Raw genomic sequence first — 20,703 nt, 5'->3', positions numbered from 1 at the left:
GCCCTGCCAACACAGGCATCCTGCGACGCTTTGACGGCAGGCGCACCGAATGTCCTTGATCGACATCAACTGGCCGGGTCGCAACCGGACCCGGCGTGCTAGGTCAATGGTGTCCAGCCGCCGTCGGCATTGCGGCAGGCTGTTCCGTGCGCCGTGACACTGGCGCTGCCGGTGAACACCGTCTGCGTATACTGGCGGCAATCCTGCGAACCAACGCGGTAAGGTTGGGCTGGCACGACCTCGCCATGGCGCGAGGCCTGATCGCCCTTCCACGCCACCTTCTGCCCGCTCGTCGTGTATTCAAGCGCCTTGTATTCAGCCTCGAGCGCGCTGCGCTTTTCCGTGTCGCTCAGGCCATTGCCGACAGACCCGCCAATGAGGCCGCCGCCCATGGCGGAAATGATCGACTTGGTGACGACCTTGCCGCCGGCCGGGGGCGTCGAGGCCGGGGTCGCGGCCACGGTCGGGCCCTTGCCGCTCGAGGTGGTGCAGCCCGACACGGCCAGCAATGCGGAAACAAGCGCGACGCGAATCTTCATGCCAACAACCGGTATTCCTGAGTTGGAGCTTGCCATGGATGCGCGTGGCATCATCTGAGAAGTGGGCATGGCCATACTATTGATATTTGTCGGAAATTTGGCCGCCGCCGGCCAGTATGAGGTCAATCGATATGCCGCCATAGCATGTGCCACCCGTTGGTGTCGATTGGTCTGGGCAAACGTCACTGAAGGCTCCGCAATCGCACCGCTGCCTTCAGACCACCCATGCCGGAACGCCCCAGATCCAGGCCGCCTCCATACTCGTTGACGAGGTCGGCGACGATGGCGAGGCCCAGGCCCGTTCCCGGCTTTGTCTCGTCCAGGCGCCGTCCGCGCTTCATGGCTTCGCGCGCCTTGTCCTCGGGAATGCCAGGGCCGTCATCCTCGATGCTGATCTCGAACAGGCTCTCATCCTTGCTGACCAAGGGCACGACCGAGACCGCGACAGCACTCCTTGCCCATTTCATCGCATTCTCGAGAAGATTGCCGAGCAGTTCCTCGAGGTCCTCGCGTTCGCCGGCAAAGACGATCTCGGTGGCCGGCAGCGACAGCGACAGGCTGGTCCGCGGGTTGAGCTTCTGCAAAACACGCACCATGCGCTGTACCAGCGGCGCCACGGGCGTGCGGTAGACGACGCTGTCGCGCTGCGCCGCGACGCGGGCGCGCTGCAAATAGTGATCGATCTGCTTTTGCATGGAGGCGGCCTGCTCGGCGATCAACTGCCCCTTGGCGCCGCCAAGCGCCCGGCCCTCGTTGAGCAGCACGGCGAGCGGCGTCTTCAGCGAATGGGCGAGGTTGCCGACCTGGGTCCGCGAACGCTCGACAATGCGTTTGTTGTTTTCGATCAAAGCGTTGGTTTCGTTGGCCAACGGTTCGATCTCGGCCGGGAAGCGGCCGTCGAGCTTCTGCGCGGTGCCCTCGCGCACCATGGCGAGTGCGTTCCTGACCCTGCGCAGCGGCTGCAGCCCGAGCAGGATGGCGATGGCGTTGATGGCGATCATTCCGATGCCGAACAGGCTGAGATAGGTCAGCAGGCGACGCTGGAAGGTCCCTATTTCCTGCTCCAGCTCGGTCTTGTTTCCCATGACGCGGAAGCGCGCGGCGCGGTTCTTGGCATCGAGAACGAATTCGCTCTCGAACACGACCAGTTCCTCGCCGTTGATGCCTTGCGCGGCATAGCTACGCTGGAAATTGGCGTTGAAAGGAACATCCGCCACATCGGGCGACGGGATGGTCCGGGTCATGGACGACGAATGGAGATCGCCGTGCACGCCTTCCGAGGCGGGCTCGACGGACCAGTACCAGCCCGAATTCGGCTCCGAGAAACGGAGGTCGCCAAGATCGGGCGAGCCGGTCAGCGCGCCGCTGTCGGAAATGCCAATGGAGCCGATCAAGTTGAACAAATGCGCCGACAGCAAACTGTCGAAGCCCCGCTCGCTGGCTTGGCGGTAGAGCGTGGTGATCAGGGTGAAGATGACGACCAGGGTCAGGATCGCCCATACCGTGGAGAAGGCGATAACGCGGAACGTCAGCGAGCGCGGCCAAGCGCGTAGCGAAAGCCGTCTGCCCACGGTTGGGTTGGTAGGAAGCGGTTCCGCCTTACGCCTCCGGCTCACGCATGCGGTAGCCCATGCCGCGCACGGTTTCGATCATGTCGATGCCCATCTTCTTGCGCAGCCGCCCGACAAAGACCTCGATCGTGTTGGAATCGCGGTCGAAATCCTGGTCGTAGAGATGCTCGACCAGTTCGGTGCGCGAAACGACCTCGCCCATGTGGTGCATCAGATAGGCAAGCAGCCGGAATTCGTGCGAGGTCAATTTCAGCGGCACGCCATTGACATCGGCCTTCGAAGCCTTGGTGTCGAGACGCAGCGGCCCACAGGTCAGTTCCGACGAGGCGTGGCCGGCGGCGCGGCGGATCAGGGCCCTGACCCGTGCCAGTACCTCCTCGATGTGGAACGGCTTGGTGACGTAGTCGTCGGCGCCGGCGTCGATGCCCGAGACCTTGTCGCTCCAGCGGTCACGCGCGGTCAGGATCAGCACCGGCATCTTGCGGCCGCCGCGACGCCAACGCTCGACCACGCTGATGCCGTCCATCTGCGGCAGGCCGATGTCGAGCACGACGGCATCGTAAGGCTCCGTGTCGCCGAGGAAATGACCCTCCTCGCCATCGAAGGCACGGTCGACGACATAGCCGGCATCGACCAGCGCATCGGAAATCTGCCGGTTGAGATCCTTGTCATCCTCGACGACGAGTACGCGCATGCGGGGACCAATGCCTGTTGACTGAGGTTTCAGATATAGGCCGATTCCGGCGGCCTGGGAAACGGAGCCCTGTAGGACGAGAAGACTGCGTCAGTTCTGCGGAACGACGATTTCGGAGCGGCGCGGACGCTGCCCGTCCTTGCCCGGCACGAGGACGACGATAACGCAGACCGGCTGGCCGCCACGCGTCGACGCCGAGGCCTTGGCGAGTGTTCCACCATTCTGCTGGGCCACCTGCTGACCGATCGCATAGCAGTCGGATGCGGCCAGGACGATCGGGGTGGGCTGATCGGGCGCGATCGCCGGTATCGCCATTGCCTGCGACGCAAACATCCCGGCGGCACTAAGCGCCAGGGTCGCGGTTCGGAAATGGGAGCGAAGCGTTTTCATGACCGGCGTTGTAACGCATCGGTGCTGAACGTGAAATGAACAGTGAACGGCCCTGAACCCATGCTCGCCACACCCCTGCAACGCGAGATAGACAATCTGGATTCACCGCCCCACCAGTGAACCCCGCGAAAGCCCAGTCTAGACTCCGTTTCGATGATATTGAAAGCGCGTCAGGCGTTTTCCTGCGTCAGCGCTCGGAATCGCAGCAGACCATGATGGACAAGCAATTCCTCATCATAACGCGCCTCGGTGAATTCCAGCGACAGCCGCGTCTGTCCACGCGGGCCGATCACCAGCACCGCGTCGGCAAGGCGCGCCTTGATGGCGGCCATGATGGCAAGCGTTTCGGCTTCACCATGGGCCTTCGACCAGACATGCAGCGTGATCAGCTGGTCGTCGTTATTCTCGGCGCCGGTATCCCAGTCAAAAGCCGAGGTCTGGCCTGAAGTCACATAGGGAAAGGCGGCGGTGTCGGTTGCCCGCTCGAGCAGCCCGGCGCCGCCGAGCAGCGCCGACAGCGACGCATCGCTTTTCAACCTGAGGAACAGGGCCTGCTGCAAATCACCGGGCGCGGTCATCGTTCTTCCCCTCGCCTGTTGCGCCACCGACCCTTGCCTGCCAGAAGCTCTTCCGCGTTCTAGACGCTTTGCCATATATAACCATTTGCCGCACGGACAGGTTTGCCGATTCGTCGTCTCGATGATGAATGCCGATGATCTCGAAAATACGACTTGCCGACAATCTCCTCAGCGGACGCGGCATAGCGATACCGGTTGCGCACCGCAAGCACCATCAACGCCCGGCAGCGGGCCATTTTCCCAGATTCGGGAGCTGACCATGCTCGATCCACAAAAGGCCAAAGCCGCGTCGCGTCTGCTGGTAAGCCATTGGGATCATGGCACCCATCTCGACGCCATACCTGAGGAGCTTCGCCCGAAGACACGGACCGAAGGCTATGCCATCCAGGCCCATGTCATGGATCGTTCGGCGGTCCCGCTTTTCGGCTGGAAGATCGCGGCAACCAGTCTTGCCGGTCAAAGGCATATCAATGTCGACGGCCCGATGGCCGGGCGCCTGCTGGCAGAGAAAGCGGTCGCGGTTGGCGGGACCGTCTCGCTCGCGACGAGCAAGATGCGGGTCGCCGAGATCGAATTCGCTTTCCGTTTTGGCCGCCAGATCCCGACGCGCCCGGCGCCTTATGAAATCGCCGAGGTGATAGATGCCGTGGCGACCTTGCATCCGGCGATAGAAATACCGGACTCGCGCTACGACGATTTCCGCGCCGTCGGTGCGCCACAGCTGATAGCGGACAATGCCTGTGCCAATCTGTTCGTCATCGGCCAGCCCACGCAAGACGAATGGCGTGACGTGAACCTCGCGGAACACCCGGTGACCGGTCTTGTTTCGGGCAAGTCGAGGCACGACGGAACCGGCGCGGCGGTGTTAGGCGACCCGCGTATTGCGCTCACATGGATCGTCAACGAACTGTCGGGCCTGGGCATAGCGCTCCAGCCGGGACAGGCGGTGATCACGGGCACTTGCGTGACGCCGATACGCGTCGAGGCTGGTGATGAAGTGATCGGCGATTTGGGCAAATTTGGCCGCGTCTCGGTACGGTTTGTCTAGACCGGCTTGCTCTCCCGGTTCAGCCTGACCACGAAGCTCCTCACCGCCAGAACCAGCACGGTGATGATGATCAATATCACGGAAAGCGCCGCGATCGCCGGGTCGATGTTGTCGCGCAGGCCCATCCACATCAGGCGCGGCAGCGTGATGGCGTTGACCGAGGTGATGAACAGGGTGACGCCGATCTCTTCCCATGAGAGTACGAATGAGAGCAGTGCCGCGGTGACGATGCCAAACTTGATGTTGGGCATAATGACGCGCGTGGCGCGTTCCCACACGCTTGCACCAAGGCCGCGCGCGGCGAGGTCGATGCGCCGATCGAGCTGGCTGAGCGAGACCAGGATCAACACCGTCGCGAACGGCACCGTCATCACCGAATGCGCCATGGCAACGCCGAGCCAGGTGTCGTAGCCGAAGAAGGAACTGACGCCTGAGATCGAGGTGAGCAGGAAGTAGAGCGTCACCGCCGAGACCACCGGCGGCACAACCATCGGCAGCAGCACGAAACCGACCAGGGCTGCCGTAAAGCGCGGCTGGAACATCCAGACGCCGAGGCTGAAACTAAGCGCCAGTACGGTTGAAATAGTGCTGCTGACGATGCCGATCCGGATCGAAAGCAGGATCGACTGGAGCCAGCGCGGGTCCTCGATCAGCGAGCGATAGTGGCGCAGCGACAATTCACCCGTCGGCATTGCCAGCATGCGGCTCGGCGTCAGCGAGACCGGAATGACGGCCAGCAGCGGCAACAGCAGGAACAGCGCCACCAGCACGGCGAGGATCAGCGAGACGGGTCCGGGGCGATAGGTCGGCATCACGCTACACCAGTTGCTTCGGTTTGACGTATCGGAAGAGCAGCGCCATCAGGGCGCCGACGAAGACCACCAGCACGACGCTGATCGCGGCCCCCAGTCCCCAGTCCGGGCTCTGGAATATCCGGAGATAGATCAATTCGGCGATCATCACGCTGCGGCCGCCGCCGAGAATCGCCGGCGTGACGAAGAAGCCGAGCGAGAAGACGAAGACGATCATCGCGGAGCCGATGATGCCGGAGCGCGTCATCGGCACGAACACCGTCCAGAAGGTGCGCATGCGGCTGGAACCCAGCCCGCGCGCCGCGAGCAGCACGCGCTCGTCCAGGCTGCGCATGGCTGACGCCAACGGAAAGACGGCGAAAGGAATGAGGAAATGCGTCATGCCGACGATGACGCCGAATTCGTTGCGCACCAAAGTCAGCGGTTCGGAGATGAAACCGATGGACTGCAGCCAGGTGTTGATGAGGCCGCGGTTGGACAAAAGCGCCACCCAGCCGAAGGCGCGCGTCAGCACCGAGATCCAGAACGGCACCAGGATGCAGAATTCGGCGATGAGGCGCTGCGCCGGGCTGCCGCGCACCCAGACGACCGTGATGGCATAGGCGGCGGCGACCGACACAACAGTGACGATGGCCGCGATGCGCAGCGTGCGGATGAACACCGACTGCACCAGATCGTCGGTGAGCAACGCTTGGTACTGGCCAAGCCCGGGCGTTGGCAAGGTGAAGCTCCACTTCACCACGCCGAGAAACGGCCAGGCATAGGCCAGGACGAGGAACAGGAGCAGCGGCGCCATCAACAGCGCCGCGCCCATCCTGTCGGAGAGAACACCTCTCATGTCAGCTCAGCAACGCCAGTGATCAGGCGGAGATGATCTTGGTGTATTCGTCGAGGGCCGCGCCGTAGTTCTTGGCGTACCAGTCCATGTCGAGCGGGATCTGCTTCTTCATGTTCTCCGGATCGACGGGGTTGATGCGCTTCTTGTCGGCGGGAATCAGCGCGTCGGCCGCCGGATTGGCCGGACCCTGGCCGAGCTTGTCGAACATGACGAGCTGCTTTTCCGGATCCTGGGCGCTGGCGATAAACTTCATCGCCGCATCCTTGCCGCCTGGGTTGTTCTTGAGCACGGCCAGCGCACCGGGCGAGATCAGACCCTGGTCCCAGATGAACTTGATCTTGCCGCCGGAATCCTGCTCGATCAGCGAGGCCCGTGTCGACCACACGATCGCCATCGACGCTTCGCCATTGAGCAGCACGCTCTGGCTCTCGGCGCCGCCGCCCCAATAGGCGACGACGTTTTCCTTGAAGGCTGATATCTTGTCATGCGCACGCTTCAAGTCGAGCGGGTAGAGCGACGCCGGTGCGATGCCGTCGGCCAGAAGGGCCGCTTCCCAGCTCGACACGCCCCATTTGTAAAGGGAACGCTTGCCGGGGAATTTCTTCACATCGAAGAAATCGGCCATGCCGGTCGGTGCATCCTTGCCGTATTTCTCGGAATCGTAGGCGATGACATAGGAGAAGAAATAGGTCGAGGCGGCATAGTCCCAGCCGAAACCGGGACGCATCTTCTTCTTGTCGACGATATTGTAGTCGATCGGCTCGAGCATGCCTTGCGCGCCGAGCGTGATGGCCGAGAACGGATCGACGTCGACTAGGTCCCAGGTCGGGGCGCCGCTCTTGGACTGCGCGGCGATCGCGCCTTCGGTCGGGCCCGAGCCGTCCATCTTGACGGTGATGCCGGTGTCCTTGGTGAAAGCCTGGCCATAGGCGGCGTCGTAAGCCGTGATCGCGTCGCCGCCCCAATTCACCAGCACCAGTTCCTTCGCCGCCGCGAAGGCTCCGGTCGAGCGCAGCAGCATCGGCGAGCCTGCAAGCACGAGTGCCGCGAGTTGCGTGAACTGGCGGCGCGAGATCTCGCCGCGTCTCGTCCTCTCGGACAGCGTTTCGATGGCCTGTTTCTTGGTGTCGTTCATGTCATTTCCCCTTTGTTTTCGTTGATTTCAATCCGGAAACCGGTGCGGCGGATCAGGCCGCACCGGCGCTCATTGTCCTCCATCCGGAAGGAGGAAGCCCTTTTCCGCCGGCCATGTCAGCCAGACGGAATTGCCCTTGCTGAGAGCAGCCGCCGCGACCTCGTTGGGCACCGAGACGGTTACCTTGGCACCATGGCGCGTGGTGAGGTCGAGCTTGGTCGCCGCCCCCAGATAGGTCGAGGCGATCGCGGTCGCGGCGATGCCGTTCTCTCCAGCTGCCGCCTCGGGCGCGATCGACATGTGTTCGGGCCGGATCGCCAGGATGGCGTCACCGCGGACTTTCTCGGCCTTGCAGTGCATGCTGACCGCGCGGTCCTCGCAAAGGCCGGTCGAGCCGTGGTCGGCGGGCTTGACCCCCTTCAGCGGCAGCATGTTGATCTCGCCGAGGAACTCGGCGACGAAGCGATTGTCCGGCCGGTCGTAGACCTCGTCCGGCGCCCCGACCTGCAGCAGTTTGCCGTGGTTGAAAATGGCGACGCGCGACGACAGCGCCAGCGCCTCGCTCTGGTCGTGGGTGACGAAGACGAAGGTGGTGCCGGTCTCCTGATGCAGGCGCTTCATCTCGGCCTGCATCTGGCCGCGCAGGCTCTTGTCCAACGCCGAAAACGGCTCGTCGAGGAGGAGCACGCCCGGCTCGAACACCAGCGCGCGGGCAAGGGCGACGCGCTGCTGCTGGCCGCCGGACAGCTGCGACGGCAGTTTCTTCTCGTGGCCGACCAGACCGACGCGCTCGATCATCTCGCCGACGCGCTTCCTGATCTCGGCGGCCGATTTCTTGCGGACCTTGAGCGGGAAAGCGATGTTGGCTTCGACGCTCATATGCGGAAACAGCGCATAACCCTGGAACACCATGCCAGCGGCACGCTGCTCGGCCGGGCGGTCGGTGATGTCGGCGCCGTCGCTGAAAAGCCTGCCCTCGCTCGGCTGCACGAAGCCGGCCAGGATCATCAGGAAGGTGGTCTTGCCGGAGCCGGAGGGGCCAAGCAGGGTCAGGAACTCGCCGCGCCCAATGTCAAGCGTCAGATTGTCCAGTGCACGGAACGAGCCGAAGCTCTTGCCGATCCCGATTGCCTTGATCTCTGCGGCCCGGCCGGGTTGCTGCATCCTGCCTCTATCCTTACCGTTGAGCCAAATCGTAGGCAGGGCCGAAGCTCACCGCAACCGAATAGTTTTCGCCTGATCGGCAAATTTGATTCACGGGTGGATGGAAGATGGCGTGGCTGGAACCGCCAATCTCCCCCTCGTGGGGGATCTGCTAGTCTTAATTCGCCTAGAGCCTGTTCTCCGATAGCTTTGCCCTCAACCAATCGCTGAAGGCATTGAGTACCGGATGTCCCGCCTTGGCATGCTCGAAGACCAGGAAATATGAGCGTGGCGAGGGGACCGACGCCTCGAACGGCTTGACCAGGCGGCCTTCGCTCAGCGCCCGGCGGCCTGTCAGTTCGTCGCCCATGGCAATCCCCTGCCCGGCGACCGCCGCCGAAAAGACGAGGTTCATGTCGGAAAAGAAGATGCCGCCCTCGGTGTCGGGATTTTCCACCTTCGACAATGCCAGCCAGCGTGCCCAGTCCTCGGTGTCGCCGAGATGGAGCAAATTGGCGCGCAGCACGTCGGCGGGCTTGGAAAACCCACCGACCTTGTTGAGCAGCGTCGGGCTGCAGAGCGGCGTGAACGAGACCTCGCAGAGCAGTTCCACCGCGCGGTTCGGCCAGTTGCCGACGCCAAAGGCGATGAAAGCGTCGGCCTCCGCATTGCTGACGTCATCGAGGCGACGAGGCGTCAAGATCGAGAGTGCCACGTCCCGATACATTTGCTGGAACTCGCCGATATGGGAGCAAAGGAACATCGAGGCGAAGCCCGGAGGGCAGGAAATGGCAAACGAACCGCCGACGCCCGCACCGCTGTTTTGCGCTCCCGCGTCGCCGAGCACGGTTAGCGCCTTCCTGACATCGGCCGCATAGCGCTGGCCGCGCGGCGTCAGCGCCACGCCCTTGCCGATGCGTTGCAGGAGATCGAAGCCAAGGTCACGCTCGAGCAACCGCAGCTGATGCGAGACGGCGCTGCGGGTCAGGTGCAGTTCGTCGGCGGCACGCCAGACGCTGCCATGCCTGGCGAAACTGTCGAGGGCGCGTAGCGCCTGTGTCGAAGGAATTCTCAAGAGGTGAACCGAATTTGCACGAACCGGGAAAACATATCACTTTTTGGCGAGCCGCTTCACTGCTTTCTTCTAGAGCATGGACAAACCGGTGACGACATCGGCGCAAGAAACCGCGCTTGCCTGCCTCGACGGCATCCAGCCGCTGCTGTCGGCCTGGACACGCAGCATCTTCGATTTCGGCGAGACCGCATGGCGCGAGTACCAATCGGCCGCCTGGTATGTCGATCGGCTCAAACGCGAGGGATTTTCCGTCGAGGAAGGCTCGGGCGGCATGCCGACCGCCTTCTGCGCCCACTGGACGAACGGCGCCGGACCGACAATCGGCATGTATGCCGAATATGATGCCGTGCCCGGCAATTGCCAGGACGCCGTGACGGTGAGGCAGCCACGGTCCGGCCTTGGTGTCGAGGCCGGCGGCCATACCGACCCGCATTCGGGGCTCGGCATAGCAAGCCTCGGCGGGCTGCTAGCGACCAAGGCCGCCATGCAGCGCCACGACATTCAGGGCACGCTGCGCTTTACCGGCGAGCCGGCCGAAAAGGTGCGCGGTTCGAAGCCGATCCATGCGGCAAAAGGCTATTATGACGGCCTTGCCGGCATGATTTCCTTCCATCCATTTTACATGCTGCCGCTCTGCAACACCGCTCGCTGGGATACGCATTGCGGCGCGGCCTATGCGATGATCTATCGTTTCGTCTGCGACGAACCCGAAAACTGGATTCGCGCAGGCGACGGCGTGCCGATCCCGCAGGCGCATTCGGCGGTCAGGGCACCGGGCGCGAACGATGCGCTGATGACCATGTACATGGCCTCCAAGGCGTTGCGCGATTCCATGCTGCCGCACCAGGGCGGCTGGTCGATCAGCGAGGCGATCCTGACGGCTGGCCAGGCCACCGCCGACAATCTGCCGGCCGGCCTGGCCGAGATCCAGTACATGATCCGCGTGCCGACCATCGGCATGGCCGAGCAGGTGACGGCGGTGCTCGACCGCAACGCCGCGGCCGCGGCCGCGATCAGCGGCTGCCGCTACGAGCGGCACTGGGTGTCGAAGTCGCGGCCGGGGCTGGCCAACCACGCCATGGCAGGGATTACCTACGAAGCCCTGTCGACGGTCGGGCCGCCACGCTGGGACGAGGCCGCCAGGACGATCGCGCGGGAAATCCAGGTCAATGCCGGCGGCACCGCGACCGAAAACCCCTTCATCGATGAGCTGGAGCGGCTGATTTCGCCACAGGAGGCCGAGGCGATCTTGCGCCGCGACCTGCCGCCTTCCCAGGTGAATTCGACCTCCGACGACTACACCGACATGAGCTGGCACGCGCCGACCGCGCGCTTCTATGTCGCCCGCCCAGCGCTGCGCTCGGCAAACGGCCACGCTTTTCCGGCATGGGTGATGAATGCTCTGGGCGGCATTCCCGCGACGATCGATCCGATGGTCATCTGCGCGGCCAAAACGGTCGCGCTGGCGGCGCTGCGCCTGCTCGAGGACAAAACCGTCCGCGACGAGGCGATGAACGAGTTCACCACCCGTACCGGCGGCGGCGTCGGCGGCTCCACCTGGATCGCGCCGCTCTGCGACTACGAGCCGCCGATCAATTTCCGCTGGCCGGAATATGTCACCACGCCGCGCGGGCGCGACTGGTGGATACCAAACAATGCGCGACTGACCAATTCTTGAGAACAAGCCACGAGGAGAACCGCATGACCGTTCATGACCGCATCGTCGCCGAACCGTTTTCGCTGCAACGCCGCAACCCGGCCGGCGGCACCAAACCGCTGACATCATGGGGCTTCGCCAACGAAACCGATGTCTTGACCGACGTGCTGCTCGGATCGCCGAACTTCCTGCGTCATCTGTCGACCAGCTCGCTCTCGCGAAAACATTTGCGCGAGGCGCCCTGCAACGTCCAGATCGCGCAGGCGCAGCACAAGGATCTGGTCGCGGCCTACGAGCATTTCGGCGTCAATATCCATTGGCACGAGCCGACACCGGAGCTGCCGATGCAGGTCTATTCCCGTGATTCCAGCGTCATGACGCCTTATGGCGCCATCATCACCGCCATGGCCAACTGGTGGCGGCGCGGCGAGAACTATGCCGCCATCCGCACCTATGAAAAGCTCGGCATCCCGATCTACGACATGGTGACGGCCGGCACCTTCGAAGGCGGCGACTTCAACGTCATCGAGGACGGCGTGGTGCTGATCGGCTGCGGCGGCGCCCGCACGCAGGAGGAAGGCGCCCGCCAGGTGCAAGCCTGGTTCGAGAAGGAAGGTTGGGAGACGCGCATCGCCTTCATCGACGAATATTACGTCCACATCGACCTGATGGTTGTGCCGATCGCCGAAAAGCTCACCGCCGTCTGCCTCGCCTGCACCGAACCCGGCATCGTCGACTGGCTGAAGGGCAAGGGTCACGAGATCATCGACGTGCCCTTCCAGGACACGATGGCGCTCGGCTGCAACTTCATGTCGCTCGGCAAGGACCGGGTGATCGCGCCGACCTCCAGCCAGACGCTGATCGGCCAACTCAAGGCGCGCGGCTTCGAGGTCGCGGCGGTCGACATGAGCGAAATCTCCAAGACCGGCGGCGGCATTCATTGCATGGCGCAGGCACTGAAGCGCGAGGCGGCCTGATAGCCCGGGAAAAGGCAAATCCCCCTCGCTCGCCGGATCAAGATTCTGGCGCGCGAGGAGCCGGGCCGCCGGCTACCCGGCTCTTCCATCGACAAACCTTGCAGCTGTGTCCCCGACGCCCTTGTGAGTGTCGGCAAAATGGATGAATAGTCGGAACAGGGCACCGCCCTGAAATTGCCCGCTTGCGGTTTTCAGGTCGCGCCAGAGCCGAGCCGGGTTTTAGAATGGTCAACCCTGAACCGCGCAAGAGAAGAGGTCCGATCGCCTCCCGCCTTCTGGCGCTGGACGCGTGGCTCGATTCCTCGCTCTATGAGATCGGGTTCAAGGCGCGCGAGTTCTGGGAGACCGCGACGATCTTCTCGCGGCGCTTCCGTCTCAAGGGCTGGCGCCGTGGCTTCATCGAACTGTTGAGCGAAGGTTTTACACTCGGCGCCGGCGGCATGGTGGTGATGCTGGCGCTGGCGATACCCGCTTTCCAGGACACCACGGGGGACTGGCGTGCCCAAGGCGACTTCGCGGTCACCTTCCTGGACCGCTACGGCAACGAGATCGGCCAGCGCGGCATCATCCAGCGCGATTCAGTACCGGTCGACGAGATGCCCGACCACGTCATCAAGGCGGTGCTCGCCACCGAGGATCGACGTTTTTTCGACCATTACGGCATCGACGTGCTCGGCCTTTCCAGGGCGATCTTCGAGAATGTGCGGGCAAACTCGGTCGTCCAGGGCGGCTCCAGCATCACCCAGCAGCTGGCCAAGAACCTGTTCCTGACCAATGAGCGCACGTTCGAGCGCAAGATCAAGGAAGCCTTCCTGTCGCTGTGGCTGGAGGCCAATCTGTCGAAGAAGGAAATCCTGCAGCTCTATCTCGACCGCGCCTATATGGGCGGCGGCACGTTCGGCATCGAGGCGGCGGCGGATTTCTATTTCGGCAAGAGCGTCAAGGACCTGAACCTTGCCGAAGCGGCGATGCTCGCCGGCCTGTTCAAGGCGCCGACCAAATACGCGCCGCACATCAACCTGCCGGCGGCACGCGCGCGCGCCAATGTGGTGCTGTCCAACCTCGTCGATTCCGGCTTCATGACCGAAGGCCAGGTGCTGCAGGCCAGGCTGCATCCGGCCGACGTCGTCGACCGCGGCGAACAGAAGAGTCCCGACTACTATCTCGACTGGGCCTTCGACGAGGTGAAGAAGATCGCCAAGCCCGGCCAGCACTCGCTGGTCGCCCATACCACCTTCGACGCCAACATCCAGAAGGCGGCGGAAGAGTCCGTCGAGTTCCACCTGCGCCAGTTCGGCAAGGAGTACAACGTCACCGAAGGCGCGGTGGTGGTCATCGAGACCAATGGCGCGGTGCGGGCGATCGTCGGCGGCCGCGATTACGGCGCCAGCCAGTTCAACCGTGCCACCAAGGCACTGCGGCAGACCGGCTCGTCGTTCAAGCCCTATGTCTACGCCACGGCGATGGAACACGGCTTCACGCCGAACTCGATCATTTCGGGCGGGCCGATCAGCTGGGGCAACTGGTCACCGCACAATTACAGCGGCGAGTCGGCGGGCAACATCACGCTGATCATGGCGATGGCCAAGTCGATCAACACCGTGCCGGTGCGACTGGCGAAGGACCATCTCGGAATCGCGCCGATCAAGGCATTGGCGGAATCGTTTGGCGTGGAGTCGCCGCTCGAAGGGCACAAGACGATGGTGCTCGGCACCTCGGGCATGACCGTGATGGACCAGGCGACTGGCTACAGCGTCTTTGCCCAGAACGGCTTCGTCGGCTCCAGGCACGGCATCACCCAGCTCGTCACCCGCACCGGCGACGTGGTCTATGACTGGACCAAGGACGCGCCGCCGCCGCATCGCGTGCTGTCCGAGCAGGCGCTGAAATCCATGAACACCATGCTGGCGGCCGTGCCGGTGATGGGCACGGCGCGGCGGGCGCAAATTCCCAACATCGTCGTCGCCGGCAAGACCGGCACGACACAATCCTACCGCGATGCCTGGTTCGTGGGTTTCACCGGCAACTACACGGCGGCCGTGTGGCTGGGCAATGACGATTTCACCCCCACCAAGAACATGACCGGCGGCTCGCTGCCGGCGATGGTGTGGCAGCGGCTGATGGTCTACGCGCACCAGAACATCGACCTGAAGCCGATCCCCGGTATCGACAAACCCTTCGTTGACGAGGAGATCGCGGCCAAGGCCGCCGAGGCGCAGAAGAAGAGCGAGGAGCAGGCAGCGGCCGACGCCGCCGCCGAGCGGCCGCCGGTGCTGTCCAGCCGAACCACGCAGACGCTGCGGGACATGAGCCAACTGTTCCAGATGGCGCCCAAACTCGAGGCCCCCACTCCACCCGAGACGCTTTCGGCCCTGTGACATCCGCCCGGTGAGACAAGACCGACAGGCAAAACCATCACGCCGGCTTGCCACAGGGCCCTGCGCCGCGATATCCCCGAACGGCAATCCTCGCGCACCCGGCCCTTAATGCTCAAGAATGCTTTCCTGATGCTGATCTCGCTTGCCATAGCCGTTGGCGGGGGCGGTGCCAGCGTCTGGTATGCGCTGAAGATCCAGGACGGCGTCGGCGCGATCAGGATCGGCCAGTGGACCGCCTTCCCCGACATCGGCACACCGGCCGCGGATCCCTATTCCAAGGCGCGCGTGGCGCGCGAGGGCGTGCTGGCGCTCGGCCGCGCCGAAGGCCTGTCCTTCGTGGCGGAAAATGATGCCGCCGGCGACCAGCTCAAGCGGGAATGCACCTACAGGATCGAGGGTGGATTTCCAACGGCCCGGTTCTGGACGCTTTATGCCGCCGATCAATCGCTCGGCGTCGTCGAGACCGGCAAATCGCGGCTTGCGGCACTTCAGTCCTACGAGGTGCTGCGCCAACCGGACAATTCGGTGATCATTTCCGTCGGCCATCACCCGATGCCGGGCAACTGGCTTCTGACCGACGGTTCGGGAAGGATGTACTTCGTCCTGACCTTCTATGACACGCCAATCGCCAGCAGCACCGGCCTGTCGGACGTTTCGCTGCCCAGGATCGTCAAGGCAGGCTGCGATGCGTAGTTTGCGTGCCGCACTGCGCAGGCTTCTGCATGCCATCCTGCTCGGCCTCGTCGGCGCCGGCATCGTCCACATTATCGTCCTGCTTCTGGTGCCGGAATTTTCGGAACGTGACGCCTGGTCGCGTCTCTCCCTGGCGTCGGATCTCTACAGGATGAATCGGCTCGACGCCGAAGCGGGCGGTGCGCCGGTGGTGAAGTCGGTCGACCCGCTGTTTTATGCCACGGCCTGCCGCTTCGACCTCGAGGAGGGAATGGTGCGGATCAAGGCACCAGGAAACGTCCCCTTCTGGTCGGTGTCGGTCTATGACCGCAGCGGTCACAATGTCTATTCCTTCAACGACCATACGGCGACGGGCGGCAAGCTGGATGCAGTCGTGCTGACGCCGGCGCAGATGATCGACGTGCGCAAGGACCTGCCCGAAGACCTGCAGGGAGCGATTTTTGTCGAGGCGCCCATCGACGAAGGCATCTTCGTCATCCGCAGCTTCGTGCCCGACGAGAGCTGGAAGCCGATCGTGTCGCGCTTTCTCGATCAAAGTTCCTGCGAGCTGCAGGATTTCTAGGCCGTCGACCAGAGGTCCAGAGCTGAAGGGCTGGCGGACCAGGCCACAGCCTTAAGGCTTAGTGATGCGGCACTGGCGTCCGTGGCGATCCCGGCTTGTCCGGGCCTGCGGGCCGCGCTTCGCCGGTGTTGGGCCGCTCATAGCGGATGCCGGGAAATATGATCACGGCCGCCGGTATCTCGGTGGTTTGCTTGGCTCGATTGGTCGGTGCCGCACGCGGCACGAAAGACAGTACCATGCCCATGGTTCGCGCATTCCTCTCGGTTTCCCCGGAGCACAACGCAACGCCTCCAAATATCATTAAGGCCGGCAGAGGGTTAACGGACCGCTAACGGATCGTCGCTAACTTGATCTTTGTCTAGAGGTCAGAGCGTTCTGACCGAGGCAATCGCGAAACCGGCACAGTCCCGGTGGCGCGAGGCCAAGTGTGTATCCGGTGTCAGGCGTATCCCTCGTGTCATCTTCGGACTTCAGGCAAATCGCGATCAGGACGGAATCGGGAAAAGCCGAAAGGTTGTTCCGCGCCGCCGTGTCGGCGTTCTGCTCACTGACGCGCCCGTCGCGCCGCGAGATCGGCCAGCTCGAGGACTTGACCCTGCCGCTGTTCGACGACGTGTCCGTCGAATCGCGACGCTACGTGGCAGCCGCCCTTTCCGAATGCGAATATGCACCCACGGCCCTGGTGCGGCGCCTCTGCGAGGAACCGGTCGACATCGCCGCTCCGCTGCTCATCCGTTCGCGCGCGGTCAGCGATATCGACCTGATCGCGCTGATTGGCCGGCATGGGCTGCCGCATGCGCGCGCCATAGCGCGGCGCAAGGAGCTGAACCCGACCATCGCCGATCTGATCAGGGCGCTTGAAAGACCGACCTTGGTGCGGGTGCGGGATCGGGAAGCAGCCCCGGCGCAAGGCCTTGCCGTAAAGACGCAAGCGACGGCGGACAGCGCCGAAACCCCACAGGCGCCCGGCGTTGCCGCCGAGAACGCGCGGCGCAGGCTGCGCTCAATGATGCACACCGGCGACGAAGCCTTGGCCGCGAAGGTCGATGCGTTCCCAGGTGCGGATACCTATGTCAAACTGCGCGAGACGGCACTGACCGGAAACGCCGCCTTCTTCCAGACCGCGCTAGCGGACGCCCTCGACATTGATTTCTCGATCGCGCGATCGCTGATCGCTAACCAGAACTATGCGCCACTGCTTGCGGCGCTGCGTTCGCTCGACTTCAGCGAGGACCGGGCATTCCTGGTCACGGTTGCCGTCTATCCCAGCCTGTTCCCGCATCCGCAGGCCATCCGGACCTATCTCGACCGTTACCGCCTGCTGCATCGCGATGCGGCCCTGGAGACGGTGCGGGGATGGAAAGCCGAAACCCTGTCGAAGGCGGCTCGCAACGTTTCGCCGACGAACGGCGACAGCCGCAAGGCCTCCAACGGCGACGAAGCCCCCGGCCTCAGGGCGTCTTCACGGAAATAAGCTCCTCGACGGGAACGCTCCCGGCCTCGATCTCGACCACCCAGATGTCGGGATCGAATTTTTTCTCGCGCTCAAGTCTCGCATCCAGCACGGCGGCATCATCGCCGGTGGCGAGAAGGCTGAAAAAACGGTCCTCGGGCTTGGCCGAATCGTAGCTTGTCTGCGGTGCCGGCCCGTAGAGAGCCGTTTCACCCATCCTGCCCCGCGCCAGGATGAACACAGCCCCGGCCTCGGTCGCACCGCGATTGACCACAGCGGCAAATCCGCCGGCGCCAAAAACCCGGCGCAACAGGGCCGACACCCACAGATCAGCGGTTACACGCATGGAAGACTCCCGACGACATGCGGGCTCTCTATCGAAATTTCCCATGCAGGGCGAGCCGTCGTTTCGGCCGTCAGTTGGTCAGGCCGATCTCGCGCATCTTGACGTAGACGATCTCGTCGGGCTCGCCGGTCTGCGGTAGTCCGAACAGCGACTGGAATTCCTTGATCGCCGCCTTGGTGCGCGCACCGACGACGCCATCCAGTTGCATGTCATCATTGCCGAAGGCCTTGAGCCCGGCCTGGATCTTGACGATGCGGGGGTCGGGTCCTTCGGTGGAGGCCGGGGCGGAACTCGTCTGCCCAGTATTCGTCTGCCCAGAATTCGTCTGCCCAGAATTCGTCTGCAACGACACGGGAACGGCGGCCGACGGCATGGCGGGACGAGGCTGCGGCTTGGGCACGGCGGCGGTCTTCGGCGTTGCCCCCAACTGGTCCAGCAGCAGCGCGTCGATCTCGCCCGAGGCGTTCAGCCCGACCTTCTGCTGATAGGCCTGTATGGCCTTGCGCGTGTTGGGGCCGGAAATGCCGTCGACGGTGCCAGAATAGAAATCGAGATCCTTCAATATGCCCTGCACCTGCTCGACCACCGGATCGCCCTTGATCGGGGCGGGCGCAGCGTTGGGCCGCACGATGTTGATCGTTGTCTCCGGCTCGTCGGATGCGTGCGGAAAGCCCTGGAAATTGCGTGTGGCGAAAAATGCCCCGGCGTGCGGGAAAGGCTGATACCACAGTGCATTCGCCGAGACGTAGAACAGCGTCACCAGGAATGCGGTCGATCCTCCCACAAGGACGGGATTGCGCGAAATCATGCCGCCAACGGCGATGGCGCCGTCCTGAAAGGCATTGCTGCGGCGTTTGACCGCCTTAGGCTGTTTTGCGGAGCGAGCCATTTCCGTCCCCTTTCGCCCTCGTCACCGGCATCGTCAGCACTCCGGTTTGGTTGGCGGGGCGTCCCTTCGGCCCGCTGACCGGCAGGCTGATGGTCACCGTGGTGCCCTCGCCCGGCATGCTTTCGATCGACATGGTCCCTTCATGCAAGGCCACCAGCCCCTTCACCAGGGAAAGGCCAAGACCCGTCCCCTCGAAACGGCGGGTATAGTCGTTCTGGATCTGCATGAAGGGTTTGCCGAGATTGGCGAAATCCTCCTCGGCAATGCCTATTCCGGTGTCCCTGACCCAGAAATGCAGACGTGAGCCGATCCGCTTGGCGCCGACGACGACGTCGCCGCCGTCGGGCGTGAACTTGATCGCGTTGGAAACGAGGTTGATGAGCATCTGCTGTACGGCGCGGCGATCGGCGTTGATATCGCCTGCGTCAGGGGCGATCTGCGTCTGCAGGTCGATATTCTTGGCCCGCGCCTGCAGCCGCATCATCGACTGGCACATGTCCACGGCTTCCACGAACCGGAACGGCTCCGGTTCGGTGGCGTAGACGCCCGATTCGATTCTCGATACGTCGAGTATGGATGTCACGACTGCCAGCAAATGCTGGCCCGAATCCCGCACGAGGCCGACATATTCCTTCTGGCGCGGGTCCTTGAAGGCGCCGAACATCTCGTGCAGCAGCATGTCGGAGAAGCCGATGATGGCGTTCAACGGCGTGCGCAGTTCATGGCTCACCACTGCCAGGAACCTGCCCTTGGCCACTTCGGCGGCCGCCGCCGTCTCATTGGCTTGCGCCAGTTCTTCGCGCAGCCGCGCTGTCTCGTCATTCTCGCGCAGCACAAGCGTGAAGACGTCGCTTTGTTCCTCGCCGCGCACCAGTTCGAGCGCGAATGGCTGATAGTTATCGGCCACAAACCCATTTCCGTTCTGGGTGCCATTGCCACTCTGGGGCAGCCTGATGCGCAATTCGAGACGGCGCGACAGTGCGCCGTCTCGCATGTCGGCCAGGGCGCTGAGATAGGCGACACGGTCCGACAGGTGGACGCGGTCGAAGAGGCCCGTTCCGGACAACAGTTCAGGCGGCAATTTCAGAAGCGTACGCGCCTTGGCGGACGCATCCACGACTTCGCCGTGGCGGGCGATCCGCAAGACCACCGCGTCGATGATGTCTTCCAATCGGTCCCCTGCATCGACCGTATCGGTCGCGCCCGCGGAGCCGCGAAAAGCCGATATGCGCGGGATGAGGGTCAGCGCCCAGGCCAATGGCACCAGCCAGTGCCAGGCGGCGATGTGCGCGTCCGCGAATGGAAGGAAGGCGGCCGACAGGGACTGAATGGCGATGGCGATGGCGGCCGAGGCGCCCCCCCACAATGCCGCACGCCGCGACGCGCCGATCCACCAGGCTTCGAATGGCAGCGCCAGGGCAAGCATGGCGACAGGTGAACTCAATCCGCCTGCGGCACCGATGAGACCGCCAAGGGCAATCGCCGCCATCGCCAGCGCGATCGGTCCCGCGGCGGCCATCTTGCCGGTCGCGGCCACCAGGAGGGCGACGAACCAGCACAGACCGAAGGCGGCGAAAATGGCGGCCATGGTCACGGCGGCCCCCATGCCCGATGTAACCAGCGTGACCGCGGCACCCGCTGCAAAGAACGGCGCGGCCAGCATCACGCCTATGAAACGGCGCTGGCGCTCGCGGTCGCTGCGCCCGAGAACGCTGGGATGAACCATGCGTTCACAACCGGCCGCCATTGCGCCAGGCAATTCAGCGTATCTGGCCTCGATCGGCATCAACTCAACGCACTCGCACTCGTCGGGAACAGCTCTGCTTTTGCAGATTGTCTTGATTGGCTTTGAAACTCGCATCCAGCGTTTAAGGAATGGATAAGGCAGGGCCGACCAAGGCCGGCCCTGCGGCAAATATCGGGAT

General features: G+C 63.6%; 21 protein-coding genes. 7 read left to right on the top strand and 14 right to left on the bottom strand.

The genetic code is table 11. The features are described 5' to 3' along the window. Positions 1 to 98: 98 nt before the first annotated feature. The 5 genes from EN861_RS11915 to EN861_RS11895 form a co-directional block, all read right to left on the bottom strand. Positions 99 to 539, bottom strand: coding sequence for a hypothetical protein (locus EN861_RS11915; RefSeq protein WP_135863691.1), 441 nt, complete (start codon positions 537 to 539; stop codon positions 99 to 101). Between the two features lie 182 nt (positions 540 to 721). Next, positions 722 to 2,110: an ATP-binding protein gene (locus EN861_RS11910; protein WP_245511631.1), complete on the bottom strand. Its 1,389-nt coding sequence runs from the start codon at positions 2,108 to 2,110 to the stop codon at positions 722 to 724. Between the two features lie 28 nt (positions 2,111 to 2,138). Next, the gene (locus tag EN861_RS11905; RefSeq protein WP_015318627.1) at positions 2,139 to 2,804 is read right to left on the bottom strand and encodes a response regulator transcription factor; all 666 of its coding nucleotides are present in this window, start codon (positions 2,802 to 2,804) and stop codon (positions 2,139 to 2,141) included. Between the two features lie 90 nt (positions 2,805 to 2,894). Continuing rightward, complete coding sequence (locus tag EN861_RS11900) at positions 2,895 to 3,194, bottom strand: hypothetical protein (RefSeq protein WP_127871342.1); 300 nt, start codon at positions 3,192 to 3,194, stop codon at positions 2,895 to 2,897. Positions 3,195 to 3,364: 170 nt separating this feature from the next. Beyond that, complete coding sequence (locus tag EN861_RS11895) at positions 3,365 to 3,772, bottom strand: DUF3168 domain-containing protein (protein WP_127871341.1); 408 nt, start codon at positions 3,770 to 3,772, stop codon at positions 3,365 to 3,367. 259 nt (positions 3,773 to 4,031) lie between these two features. Here EN861_RS11895 and EN861_RS11890 point away from each other — a divergent pair, with 259 nt between their 5' ends. Next, positions 4,032 to 4,820, top strand: a complete 789-nt coding sequence (locus EN861_RS11890) for a fumarylacetoacetate hydrolase family protein (RefSeq protein ID WP_127871506.1) — start codon at positions 4,032 to 4,034, stop codon at positions 4,818 to 4,820. On the opposite strand, the gene EN861_RS11885 is transcribed toward EN861_RS11890, so the two are convergent. From EN861_RS11885 to EN861_RS11865, 5 genes are all read right to left on the bottom strand, one after another. Further along, positions 4,817 to 5,632: an ABC transporter permease gene (locus tag EN861_RS11885; protein ID WP_135863688.1), complete on the bottom strand. Its 816-nt coding sequence runs from the start codon at positions 5,630 to 5,632 to the stop codon at positions 4,817 to 4,819. The genes EN861_RS11890 and EN861_RS11885 overlap by 4 nt on opposite strands. 4 nt (positions 5,633 to 5,636) lie before the next feature. Continuing rightward, positions 5,637 to 6,470: an ABC transporter permease gene (locus EN861_RS11880; protein ID WP_135863686.1), complete on the bottom strand. Its 834-nt coding sequence runs from the start codon at positions 6,468 to 6,470 to the stop codon at positions 5,637 to 5,639. Between the two features lie 22 nt (positions 6,471 to 6,492). After that, positions 6,493 to 7,605: an ABC transporter substrate-binding protein gene (locus EN861_RS11875; RefSeq protein ID WP_127280994.1), complete on the bottom strand. Its 1,113-nt coding sequence runs from the start codon at positions 7,603 to 7,605 to the stop codon at positions 6,493 to 6,495. A 69-nt stretch (positions 7,606 to 7,674) separates the two neighbouring features. After that, positions 7,675 to 8,769 carry an ABC transporter ATP-binding protein gene (locus EN861_RS11870; protein WP_135863684.1) on the bottom strand — a complete coding sequence of 365 codons (1,095 nt, stop codon included), beginning with the start codon at positions 8,767 to 8,769 and terminating at the stop codon, positions 7,675 to 7,677. Positions 8,770 to 8,935: 166 nt separating this feature from the next. Continuing rightward, positions 8,936 to 9,823: a LysR substrate-binding domain-containing protein gene (locus EN861_RS11865; protein WP_127280983.1), complete on the bottom strand. Its 888-nt coding sequence runs from the start codon at positions 9,821 to 9,823 to the stop codon at positions 8,936 to 8,938. A 76-nt stretch (positions 9,824 to 9,899) separates the two neighbouring features. On the opposite strand from EN861_RS11865, the gene EN861_RS11860 reads away from it, so the two are divergent. The 5 genes from EN861_RS11860 to EN861_RS11840 all read left to right on the top strand — a co-directional run bounded on the left by EN861_RS11860 (position 9,900) and on the right by EN861_RS11840 (position 16,090). Further along, positions 9,900 to 11,501, top strand: a complete 1,602-nt coding sequence (locus EN861_RS11860) for an amidohydrolase (protein ID WP_189343614.1) — start codon at positions 9,900 to 9,902, stop codon at positions 11,499 to 11,501. A 23-nt stretch (positions 11,502 to 11,524) separates the two neighbouring features. After that, a complete protein-coding gene (locus EN861_RS11855; RefSeq protein ID WP_010915034.1) occupies positions 11,525 to 12,457 on the top strand; it encodes a dimethylarginine dimethylaminohydrolase family protein in 933 nt (310 codons plus the stop codon). Positions 12,458 to 12,681: 224 nt separating this feature from the next. Further along, positions 12,682 to 14,835 carry a penicillin-binding protein 1A gene (locus EN861_RS11850; RefSeq protein WP_135863678.1) on the top strand — a complete coding sequence of 718 codons (2,154 nt, stop codon included), beginning with the start codon at positions 12,682 to 12,684 and terminating at the stop codon, positions 14,833 to 14,835. A gap of 108 nt (positions 14,836 to 14,943) precedes the next feature. After that, entirely contained in the window at positions 14,944 to 15,528 is a 585-nt protein-coding gene (locus EN861_RS11845; RefSeq protein WP_127871333.1) for a DUF1214 domain-containing protein, read from the top strand. Beyond that, the gene (locus tag EN861_RS11840) at positions 15,521 to 16,090 is read left to right on the top strand and encodes a DUF1254 domain-containing protein (RefSeq protein WP_127277827.1); all 570 of its coding nucleotides are present in this window, start codon (positions 15,521 to 15,523) and stop codon (positions 16,088 to 16,090) included. Before EN861_RS11845 ends, EN861_RS11840 begins: the two co-directional genes overlap by 8 nt. Positions 16,091 to 16,148: 58 nt before the next feature. Here EN861_RS11840 and EN861_RS11835 read toward each other — a convergent pair whose 3' ends face one another. Further along, positions 16,149 to 16,334 (bottom strand): hypothetical protein, encoded by a 186-nt coding sequence (locus EN861_RS11835; RefSeq protein WP_127277826.1) that lies wholly within the window; start codon positions 16,332 to 16,334, stop codon positions 16,149 to 16,151. 210 nt (positions 16,335 to 16,544) lie between these two features. Here EN861_RS11835 and EN861_RS11830 point away from each other — a divergent pair, with 210 nt between their 5' ends. Then, complete coding sequence (locus EN861_RS11830) at positions 16,545 to 17,564, top strand: hypothetical protein (RefSeq protein ID WP_189343613.1); 1,020 nt, start codon at positions 16,545 to 16,547, stop codon at positions 17,562 to 17,564. Here EN861_RS11830 and EN861_RS11825 read toward each other — a convergent pair. The 3 genes from EN861_RS11825 to EN861_RS11815 form a co-directional block, all read right to left on the bottom strand. Next, positions 17,542 to 17,889, bottom strand: a complete 348-nt coding sequence (locus EN861_RS11825; protein ID WP_127871331.1) for a DUF1491 family protein — start codon at positions 17,887 to 17,889, stop codon at positions 17,542 to 17,544. The genes EN861_RS11830 and EN861_RS11825 overlap by 23 nt on opposite strands. A 70-nt stretch (positions 17,890 to 17,959) precedes the next feature. Then, positions 17,960 to 18,778: a peptidoglycan-binding protein gene (locus tag EN861_RS11820; RefSeq protein ID WP_135863674.1), complete on the bottom strand. Its 819-nt coding sequence runs from the start codon at positions 18,776 to 18,778 to the stop codon at positions 17,960 to 17,962. Next, entirely contained in the window at positions 18,753 to 20,504 is a 1,752-nt protein-coding gene (locus EN861_RS11815; RefSeq protein ID WP_135863672.1) for a HAMP domain-containing sensor histidine kinase, read from the bottom strand. Before EN861_RS11815 ends, EN861_RS11820 begins: the two co-directional genes overlap by 26 nt. Between the last annotated feature and the right edge of the window lie 199 nt (positions 20,505 to 20,703).

The organism is Mesorhizobium sp. M8A.F.Ca.ET.218.01.1.1 (assembly GCF_004791165.1).
Taxonomy (GTDB): Bacteria; Pseudomonadota; Alphaproteobacteria; order Rhizobiales; family Rhizobiaceae; genus Mesorhizobium.
Note: the sequence above shows the minus strand (reverse complement) of the source record. Positions and strands in the feature narration are given on the sequence as shown.